This window comes from Sporosarcina sp. FSL K6-2383, assembly GCF_038618305.1.
Classification (GTDB): domain Bacteria; phylum Bacillota; class Bacilli; order Bacillales_A; family Planococcaceae; genus Sporosarcina.
Genome location: NZ_CP152017.1, coordinates 582,658 through 592,500 on the forward strand (window position 1 = coordinate 582,658; position 9,843 = coordinate 592,500).

5 protein-coding genes and 3 rRNA genes are annotated in these 9,843 nt (G+C 48.2%); all 8 read left to right on the top strand.

Features of this window, described 5'->3' with window-relative positions; all coding sequences use genetic code 11:
• Positions 1-14 precede the first annotated feature (14 nt).
• The 8 genes from pabC (at position 15) to rrf (ending at position 9,721) form a co-directional block, all read left to right on the top strand.
• On the top strand, positions 15-869 hold the full coding sequence (gene pabC, locus MKZ10_RS03055) for an aminodeoxychorismate lyase (protein ID WP_342507770.1): 855 nt from the start codon (positions 15-17) through the stop codon (positions 867-869).
• The gene (gene folP / locus MKZ10_RS03060; RefSeq protein ID WP_342507772.1) at positions 869-1,720 is read left to right on the top strand and encodes a dihydropteroate synthase; all 852 of its coding nucleotides are present in this window, start codon (positions 869-871) and stop codon (positions 1,718-1,720) included. The genes pabC and folP overlap by 1 nt, the downstream gene beginning before the upstream one ends.
• A gap of 7 nt (positions 1,721-1,727) precedes the next feature.
• Positions 1,728-2,096 carry a dihydroneopterin aldolase gene (gene folB, locus MKZ10_RS03065; protein WP_342507775.1) on the top strand — a complete coding sequence of 123 codons (369 nt, stop codon included), beginning with the start codon at positions 1,728-1,730 and terminating at the stop codon, positions 2,094-2,096.
• Positions 2,093-2,611: a 2-amino-4-hydroxy-6-hydroxymethyldihydropteridine diphosphokinase gene (gene folK / locus MKZ10_RS03070; RefSeq protein WP_342507777.1), complete on the top strand. Its 519-nt coding sequence runs from the start codon at positions 2,093-2,095 to the stop codon at positions 2,609-2,611. The genes folB and folK overlap by 4 nt, the downstream gene beginning before the upstream one ends.
• 140 nt (positions 2,612-2,751) lie before the next feature.
• Complete coding sequence (lysS, locus tag MKZ10_RS03075) at positions 2,752-4,242, top strand: lysine--tRNA ligase (protein ID WP_342507779.1); 1,491 nt, start codon at positions 2,752-2,754, stop codon at positions 4,240-4,242.
• Positions 4,243-4,692: 450 nt separating this feature from the next.
• A 16S ribosomal RNA gene (locus tag MKZ10_RS03080) occupies positions 4,693-6,244 on the top strand.
• A 277-nt stretch (positions 6,245-6,521) separates the two neighbouring features.
• Positions 6,522-9,454, top strand: a 23S ribosomal RNA gene (locus tag MKZ10_RS03085).
• 151 nt (positions 9,455-9,605) lie between these two features.
• A 5S ribosomal RNA gene (rrf, locus tag MKZ10_RS03090) occupies positions 9,606-9,721 on the top strand.
• Together the 16S, 23S and 5S rRNA genes form the textbook arrangement of a ribosomal RNA operon.
• Positions 9,722-9,843: the final 122 nt, after the last annotated feature.

Sequence of the window (9,843 nt, forward strand, 5' to 3'; positions counted from 1 at the left end):
ATGGAGGGTGCGGCATGTGGTGTTGGATGAATGGTGAATTCATGCGGGCGGAGGATTTGAGAATATCTCCGTTTGATCACGGTTTTCTGTATGGTACTGGTTTTTTCGAAACGTTTAGGACGTATGATAGCAACGTTTTGTTGTTTGATGAACATATGGAGCGATTACATGTTGCCCTCAAGGAGTACCGAATTACGATGCCTTATACAAATGCAGATATACTTGCTGTTGTTCAGATGCTTGGTGAAAAGTCGGGGAATAAAGACGGCTATTTTCGACTCAATGTTTCAGCAGGTGTTCATGATATAGGACTAGCCCCTTCATCATACGCAACGCCAAACGTTATTATATTTAGAAAAGCGTTGGCTCCGGCTGTTATAGGTATGGAGAAAAAGGCGGTTTGGCTCGAGACGACGCGTAATCAGCCGGAAAGCGCAGTGCGTCACAAATCGCATAACTTCTTGAATAATGTGCGTGGACGGTTGGAATTGCCTTCGTTAAAAGATGCGGAGGGCCTGTTTGTGACAAGTGAGGGGTTTGTAGCTGAAGGGGTGACGTCAAACGTCTTTTGGCTGAAGGATGGTGAATTGTTCACGCCGGCGATTGAAACGGGAATTTTGCCGGGAACGACGCGTGCGTTTATCATGGAAATGGCTAGAACTGCTGGGATTACTGTTCATGAAGGGTGTTATGGTAAAGAACATATGGAATCTGCGGATGAAGCATTTGTCACGAATGCTGTGCAGGAGCTCGTACCGTTAGCGGCAATCGGGGATATCTTGCTTCCGGGAGATTCGGGATTTTATTATCAAAAGCTTCACGAATTATATAGACAGGCGATAAGGGATATGAAAGAAGGCGACGATTGATGGAGTTGGCGAATGCGCGTGGTGTGTACAAATTTGGCGAGACGGAAATGGATTTTCATAAAGAAACGGTGATCATGGGTATTTTAAACGTGACGCCGGATTCCTTTTCGGACGGCGGGAAATTTGGGCAGATGGATGCGGCGCTTGAACATGTGGAAGAAATGCTCCGTGACGGGGCGAAAATTATCGATATCGGTGGAGAGTCAACGCGACCGGGGCATGCGCCGGTTTCGTTGGCGCAGGAGCTTGAACGAACGGTGCCGATTATTGAAGCAATCGCCAAAGAATTTGGCTGTGTAGTGTCGATTGATACATATAAAGCGGGAGTGGCGGAAGAGGCTATCAAAGCGGGCGCGCAAATCATTAATGATATATGGGGTGCAAAACGTGAACCGGTTATCGCAGATGTTGCGGCGAAATATAAGGTTCCTATTATCTTGATGCATAACCGTGAAAAAGCGGAGTACGGTGAACCTTTCATGGACACGGTTGTAGCCGATTTGGAAGAAAGTGTCGGCATTGCGATTGCGGCAGGTGTTGCGCATGATAACATATGGCTAGATCCGGGCATTGGGTTTGCGAGAAATACGATGCAAAATATATGGACAATGCAAGGGTTGCGTCGGATTTCTAACATGGGTTATCCGGTTTTATTAGGCACTTCACGAAAATCATTAATTGGCAATGTACTAGAGCTGCCTGTCGAGGAACGATTGGAAGGTACAGGCGCGACGGTTTGTTATGGAATTGAGCATGGTTGTCATATTATGCGTGTTCATGATGTAAAGGAAATTGCAAAAATGGCAAAAATGATGGATGTTTTAACGGGGAAAACGGTATTTGAAGGGTAGGAGTTGTATGGATTATATTCATCTAAACGAAATGGAGTTCTACGGCTATCATGGTGCGTTGCCTGAGGAAAATAAATTGGGCCAGCGTTTTCGTGTGACGGTGTCACTTGCGACGGATCTTTCGGAAGCGGGGAAAACCGATAATCTAGATAAAACCGTGAACTATGCGAAGGTCTATAATGTGTGTCGTGCGATTGTGGAAGGTGAGCCGGTGAAATTAATTGAAACAGTCGCAGAAAAGATTGCAGCTAATGTAATGGAGGAGTTTGAGGCTAAGGTGACGGGCGTCCGTGTTGTGCTGATCAAACCGGATCCTCCGATTCCAGGTCATTACGCGTCGGTGTCTGTCGATATCACGAGAGGGCGTTTCATATGACTGTAGCGTATTTGTCGATTGGTTCGAATATCGGTGATCGGTTGGAGCATCTAGTTGAGGCGGTACGGGCACTTCATTTTCGAGATGAGGTGGAGGTGTTGTCTGTTTCCTCTATCTATGAAACGGCGCCAGTTGGTTATACGGATCAAGCGGATTTTTTGAACGTGACAGTATGTGTAGAAACTATTGCGAGGGCCTTTGATTTGTTGGAGATTTGTCAGGAGATTGAGCGGGAGCTTGGTCGGGTACGGGCGATAAGATGGGGTCCTCGAACGGTTGACCTCGACATCTTACTGTATGGTGTCGACAATATAGAAGCGGAGAATTTAGTTGTACCACATCCCCGAATGCATGAGCGGGCATTTGTGCTCATTCCACTTTTGGAGATTGCTCCTACAATCGCACATCCGGCAACAGGGAAATTATTTTCGGAGGAATTTGCTGTTCAAGACGGTGGCGTAATACTTTGGAAGAAGGTTGACGGAGTCGGGCATTTCCTGCAATTAAAGGGATGAAGCTGAAAAAATGAGTAGGGCTGCCGTATACCGTGGTAGCTCTTTTTGTTGCGTATGATAAGTAAAGCGTGTCGAGCTGGCGCAAATTGTGTACAATAGGTGCATGCTATTAAAGGATAAATGATGAAGGAGTGAAAGAAATGTCCCATTTGGATGAATTAAATGATCAGTTACTGGTGAGACGCCAGAAGATGGAAGATATACGGGAGAGTGGATTAGATCCATTCGGCTCAAGATTTGAACGCACTCATCTATCCAATGAAATACTGGAGAAATACGAAGCTCTTTCAAAGGAAGAGCTAGATGAAACGCCGCATGAAGTGAAAATTGCGGGACGTATTATGACGAAACGTGGAAAAGGGAAGGCCGGCTTTGCGCATTTACAAGACCTTGGTGGTCAGATTCAAATCTACGTAAGGCAAGATGCGATTGGTGAAGAGGCATATGGGCTATTCAATAGTGCGGATCTTGGTGATATCATTGGGATTTCAGGAGTGGTCTTTAAAACAAAAGTTGGAGAACTATCCATTAAAGCAACGGAATTTACATTCCTAACAAAAGCATTACGTCCGCTACCGGAGAAATTCCACGGGTTAAAAGACGTCGAGCAACGTTACCGTCAGCGTTATTTAGACTTAATTTCAACAGAGGGTAGTAAAGAAACATTCATCTTAAGAAGTAAGATTATCCAATCGATGCGTCGTTACTTAGATGGACAAGGTTTTCTTGAAGTTGAAACGCCGATGTTACATTCGATTGCAGGCGGAGCGTCAGCACGTCCATTCATCACGCATCACAATGCGCTAGATATGGAACTATATATGCGTATTGCGATTGAGCTTCATTTGAAACGCCTCATCGTAGGTGGACTTGAGAAGGTCTATGAAATTGGACGCGTATTCCGTAACGAAGGAATTTCAACACGTCATAACCCTGAATTTACAATGATTGAATTATATGAGGCGTATGCGGATTACAATGACATCATGGCGCTAACGGAAAACATGGTTGCTCATATTGCGCAAGAAGTACTCGGTACAACACAAGTGCAATACGGAGAAGATACAATTGAATTGGCACCAGGTTGGACGCGTCTTCATATGGTCGATGCGATAAAACAATACACAGGCGTAGACTTCTGGAAAGAGATGTCGAAGGAGGAAGCGCATGCGTTAGCTAAAGAGCATAACGTAGAAGTAACTCCAATGATGGAGGTTGGCCACGTGTTGAATGAATTCTTCGAGCAAAAAGTAGAAGAACAACTTGTGCAACCAACATTTATCTTTGGTCATCCGGTTGAGATTTCACCGCTTGCGAAGAAAAATTCGGAGGATGGTCGCTTTACGGATCGTTTTGAATTGTTCATCGTTCGCCGTGAACATGCTAATGCCTTCACGGAGCTTAACGATCCAATCGACCAGCGTCAGCGCTTTGAAGCGCAAATGGTTGAGAAAGAGCAAGGTAATGATGAAGCGCATGAAATGGACAATGACTTTATAGAGGCATTGGAATATGGATTGCCGCCTACTGGTGGACTTGGAATTGGTGTTGATCGTCTTGTCATGCTGTTGACTAATGCACAATCAATCCGTGATATTCTACTATTTCCGCAAATGCGTAAGAAAGATTAAGGTTAATAACCGCCGCGTAAAGTTGTTTGAATATGCTTTACGTGGTGTTTTTTTGTTAACGAAGAGAAAACGTAAGATAATTGTTGCAATCGAAAGTGCGGGGTGGTATATTAAAAAACGTTGCGCTTCCGATATATTAAAACACTAAAAAAGAGATTGAATTTAGTTGTTGACTTGTATCCCTAAGAATGTTAGGATATAAAGCGTCGCACTTTTAGTGTGAGGAACAACGAAAAAGAAATTGAAATTAGTTGTTGACATGAGGAATGCAACTTGGTATGATATAAAAGTTGCTTACGAAAAAGAAGTGACAAACAATATCAACATGAACCTTGAAAACTGAACAGCAAAACGTCAACGAAATACAGCAAAGGTGCTTAACGCACCCGAGCAAAACACATGACATTATTAATTTAATGCCAGCAAGAAATGAGCTATTCATTTTCTTCTATTATGGAGAGTTTGATCCTGGCTCAGGACGAACGCTGGCGGCATGCCTAATACATGCAAGTCGAGCGAATGGATGGGAGCTTGCTCCCAGAAGTTAGCGGCGGACGGGTGAGTAACACGTGGGCAACCTGCCCTACAGATGGGGATAACTCCGGGAAACCGGGGCTAATACCGAATAATCAGTTGGTTCGCATGAACCAACTCTGAAAGACGGTTTCGGCTGTCACTGTAGGATGGGCCCGCGGCGCATTAGCTAGTTGGTGGGGTAATGGCCTACCAAGGCGACGATGCGTAGCCGACCTGAGAGGGTGATCGGCCACACTGGGACTGAGACACGGCCCAGACTCCTACGGGAGGCAGCAGTAGGGAATCTTCCACAATGGACGAAAGTCTGATGGAGCAATGCCGCGTGAGCGAAGAAGGTTTTCGGATCGTAAAGCTCTGTTGTAAGGGAAGAACACGTACGGGAGTAACTGCCCGTACCTTGACGGTACCTTATTAGAAAGCCACGGCTAACTACGTGCCAGCAGCCGCGGTAATACGTAGGTGGCAAGCGTTGTCCGGAATTATTGGGCGTAAAGCGCGCGCAGGCGGTCCTTTAAGTCTGATGTGAAAGCCCACGGCTCAACCGTGGAGGGTCATTGGAAACTGGGGGACTTGAGTACAGAAGAGGAAAGCGGAATTCCACGTGTAGCGGTGAAATGCGTAGAGATGTGGAGGAACACCAGTGGCGAAGGCGGCTTTCTGGTCTGTAACTGACGCTGAGGCGCGAAAGCGTGGGGAGCAAACAGGATTAGATACCCTGGTAGTCCACGCCGTAAACGATGAGTGCTAAGTGTTAGGGGGTTTCCGCCCCTTAGTGCTGCAGCTAACGCATTAAGCACTCCGCCTGGGGAGTACGGCCGCAAGGCTGAAACTCAAAGGAATTGACGGGGACCCGCACAAGCGGTGGAGCATGTGGTTTAATTCGAAGCAACGCGAAGAACCTTACCAGGTCTTGACATCCCACTGCCCGGTGTAGAGATACGCCTTTCCCTTCGGGGACAGTGGTGACAGGTGGTGCATGGTTGTCGTCAGCTCGTGTCGTGAGATGTTGGGTTAAGTCCCGCAACGAGCGCAACCCTTGATCTTAGTTGCCAGCATTTAGTTGGGCACTCTAAGGTGACTGCCGGTGACAAACCGGAGGAAGGTGGGGATGACGTCAAATCATCATGCCCCTTATGACCTGGGCTACACACGTGCTACAATGGATGATACAGAGGGTTGCCAACCCGCGAGGGGGAGCCAATCCCATAAAATCATTCCCAGTTCGGATTGGAGGCTGCAACTCGCCTCCATGAAGCCGGAATCGCTAGTAATCGTGGATCAGCATGCCACGGTGAATACGTTCCCGGGTCTTGTACACACCGCCCGTCACACCACGAGAGTTTGTAACACCCGAAGTCGGTGGGGTAACCCTTACGGGAGCCAGCCGCCGAAGGTGGGACAGATGATTGGGGTGAAGTCGTAACAAGGTAGCCGTATCGGAAGGTGCGGCTGGATCACCTCCTTTCTAAGGAATTATTCGGAATGTAGACCCTAGGGGTCTGCAAGTTGACGTTTTGCGTTCAGTTTTGAAGGTTTATCTTTTATAATAAGAGATGCCTTTTTTAAACTTGTTCATTGAAAACTGGATAAAACGACATTGATAGTAACAAATCAAGAATCAACCACGTAAATAACTTGTTATTTACGATTGCAATACCTTTTTACGACTTTTTCGGATACATCGCTGTTGATGAAAAGTCACCAATGGAATTCATGAAGCGTTAAGCGGATTGAACCCAAAAGGTTAAGTTAGAAAGGGCGCATGGCGGATGCCTTGGCACTAGGAGCCTAAGAAGGACGGCACTAACACCGATATGCTCCGGGGAGCTGTAAGTAAGCTTTGATCCGGAGATTTCCGAATGGGGAAACCCACTGCCCATAATGGGGCAGTACGTTTACGTGAATACATAGCGTAAACGAGGCAGACCCGGAGAACTGAAACATCTAAGTATCCGGAGGAAGAGAAAGAAACATCGATTCCCTGAGTAGCGGCGAGCGAAACGGGAAAAGCCCAAACCAGGAAGCTTGCTTCCTGGGGTTGTAGGACACTCTATACGGAGTTACAAAGGAATGGATTAGGCGAAGCGACCTGGAAAGGTCCGCCGTAGCGGGTAAAAGCCCCGTAGTCGAAAGTCCATTCTCTCCAGAGTGTATCCTGAGTACGGCGGAACACGTGAAATTCCGTCGGAATCCGGGAGGACCATCTCCCAAGGCTAAATACTCCCTAGTGACCGATAGTGAACCAGTACCGTGAGGGAAAGGTGAAAAGCACCCCGGAAGGGGAGTGAAATAGATCCTGAAACCATGTGCCTACAAGTTGTCAGAGCCCGTTAATGGGTGATGGCGTGCCTTTTGTAGAATGAACCGGCGAGTTACGATTCCATGCAAGGTTAAGCAGTGAATGCGGAGCCGCAGCGAAAGCGAGTCTGAATAGGGCGAATGAGTATGGGGTCGTAGACCCGAAACCAGGTGATCTACCCATGTCCAGGGTGAAGGTAAGGTAACACTTACTGGAGGCCCGAACCCACGTATGTTGAAAAATGCGGGGATGAGGTGTGGGTAGCGGTGAAATTCCAATCGAACCTGGAGATAGCTGGTTCTCTCCGAAATAGCTTTAGGGCTAGCCTCAAACTTAAGAATCTCGGAGGTAGAGCACTGTTTGGACTAGGGGCCCATCCCGGGTTACCGAATTCAGACAAACTCCGAATGCCGATGATTTATGTTTGGGAGTCAGACTGCGGGTGATAAGATCCGTAGTCGAGAGGGAAACAGCCCAGACCACCAGTTAAGGTCCCCAAGTATTCGTTAAGTGGAAAAGGATGTGGCGTTGCCCAGACAACCAGGATGTTGGCTCAGAAGCAGCCATCATTTAAAGAGTGCGTAATAGCTCACTGGTCGAGTGGCGCTGCGCCGAAAATGTACCGGGGCTAAACGAATCACCGAAACTGTGGATTGATACCTTTGGTATCAGTGGTAGGAGAGCGTTCCAAGGGCGTTGAAGCTAGACCGTAAGGACTGGTGGAGCGCTTGGAAGTGAGAATGCCGGTATGAGTAGCGAAAGAAGGGTGAGAATCCCTTCCACCGAATGCCCAAGGTTTCCTGAGGAAGGCTCGTCCGCTCAGGGTTAGTCGGGACCTAAGTCGAGGCCGAAAGGCGTAGACGATGGATAACAGGTTGATATTCCTGTACCACCTCCCCGCCGTTTGAGTAATGGGGGGACGCAGTAGGATAGGGTGAGCGCACTGTTGGTTATGTGCGTCTAAGCAGTAAGGTGTGGAATGAGGCAAATCCCGTTCCTATAACATTGAGCTGTGATGGCGAGGAGATTAATCTCCGGAGTCCCTGATTTCACGCTGCCAAGAAAAGCCTCTAGCGAGGCGGGAGGTGCCCGTACCGCAAACCGACACAGGTAGGCGAGGAGAGAATCCTAAGGTGATCGAGAGAACTCTCGTTAAGGAACTCGGCAAAATGACCCCGTAACTTCGGGAGAAGGGGTGCTCTGTTAGGGTGTTAAAGCCCGAGAGAGCCGCAGTGAATAGGCCCAGGCGACTGTTTAGCAAAAACACAGGTCTCTGCAAAACCGTAAGGTGAAGTATAGGGGCTGACGCCTGCCCGGTGCTGGAAGGTTAAGAGGAGAGGTCAGCGCAAGCGAAGCTTTGAATTGAAGCCCCAGTAAACGGCGGCCGTAACTATAACGGTCCTAAGGTAGCGAAATTCCTTGTCGGGTAAGTTCCGACCCGCACGAAAGGCGTAACGATCTGGGCACTGTCTCAACGAGAGACTCGGTGAAATTATAATACCTGTGAAGATGCAGGTTACCCGCGACAGGACGGAAAGACCCCGTGGAGCTTTACTGTAGCCTGATATTGAATTCCGGTGCAGCCTGTACAGGATAGGTAGGAGCCTAAGATTCCGGAGCGCCAGCTTCGGAGGAGGCGTTGGTGGGATACTACCCTGGCTGTATTGGACTTCTAACCCATGCCCCTTATCGGGGCAGGAGACAGTGTCAGGTGGACAGTTTGACTGGGGCGGTCGCCTCCTAAAGAGTAACGGAGGCGCCCAAAGGTTCCCTCAGAATGGTTGGACATCATTCGTAGAGTGCAAAGGCATAAGGGAGCTTGACTGCGAGACCTACAAGTCGAGCAGGGTCGAAAGACGGGCTTAGTGATCCGGTGGTTCCGCATGGAAGGGCCATCGCTCAACGGATAAAAGCTACCCCGGGGATAACAGGCTTATCTCCCCCAAGAGTCCACATCGACGGGGAGGTTTGGCACCTCGATGTCGGCTCATCGCATCCTGGGGCTGTAGTCGGTCCCAAGGGTTGGGCTGTTCGCCCATTAAAGCGGTACGCGAGCTGGGTTCAGAACGTCGTGAGACAGTTCGGTCCCTATCCGTCGCGGGCGCAGGAAATTTGAGAGGAGCTGTCCTTAGTACGAGAGGACCGGGATGGACACACCGCTGGTGTACCAGTTGTCTTGCCAAAGGCATCGCTGGGTAGCTATGTGTGGACGGGATAAATGCTGAAAGCATCTAAGCATGAAGCCCCCCTCGAGATGAGATTTCCCATTACGCAAGTAAGTAAGTTCCCTCAAAGAAGATGAGGTTGATAGGTCTGGGGTGGAAGCGCGGCGACGTGTGGAGCTGACAGATACTAATCGAACGAGGACTTAACCTTCTAGTAAAAAGGGCAGGTTGGCCCTGATTTGTGAAACACACTGTCTGTTTTATTCAGTTTTGAACGAATAAGTACCGTTCATAAAAAAGTGCTTGCAAATCTTAACTGATTTGATATAATGAGTATTGTCTTTGGAAAAAGATGATGCAGGTCTGGTGCCGATGGCGAAGAGGTCACACCCGTTCCCATACCGAACACGGAAGTTAAGCTCTTCAGCGCCGATGGTAGTTGGGGGTTTCCCCCTGCAAGAGTAGGACGTCGCCGGGCCTGTAATTCATTACATATAACATTCAAAACGTCTAATTTTACTTATTGTAATCCCGGTAAAAGTGGGAGAAGCGAGTAGTACAAGGAAACGATTGAGAGAACGAAGGAGCGTACATAAGCAC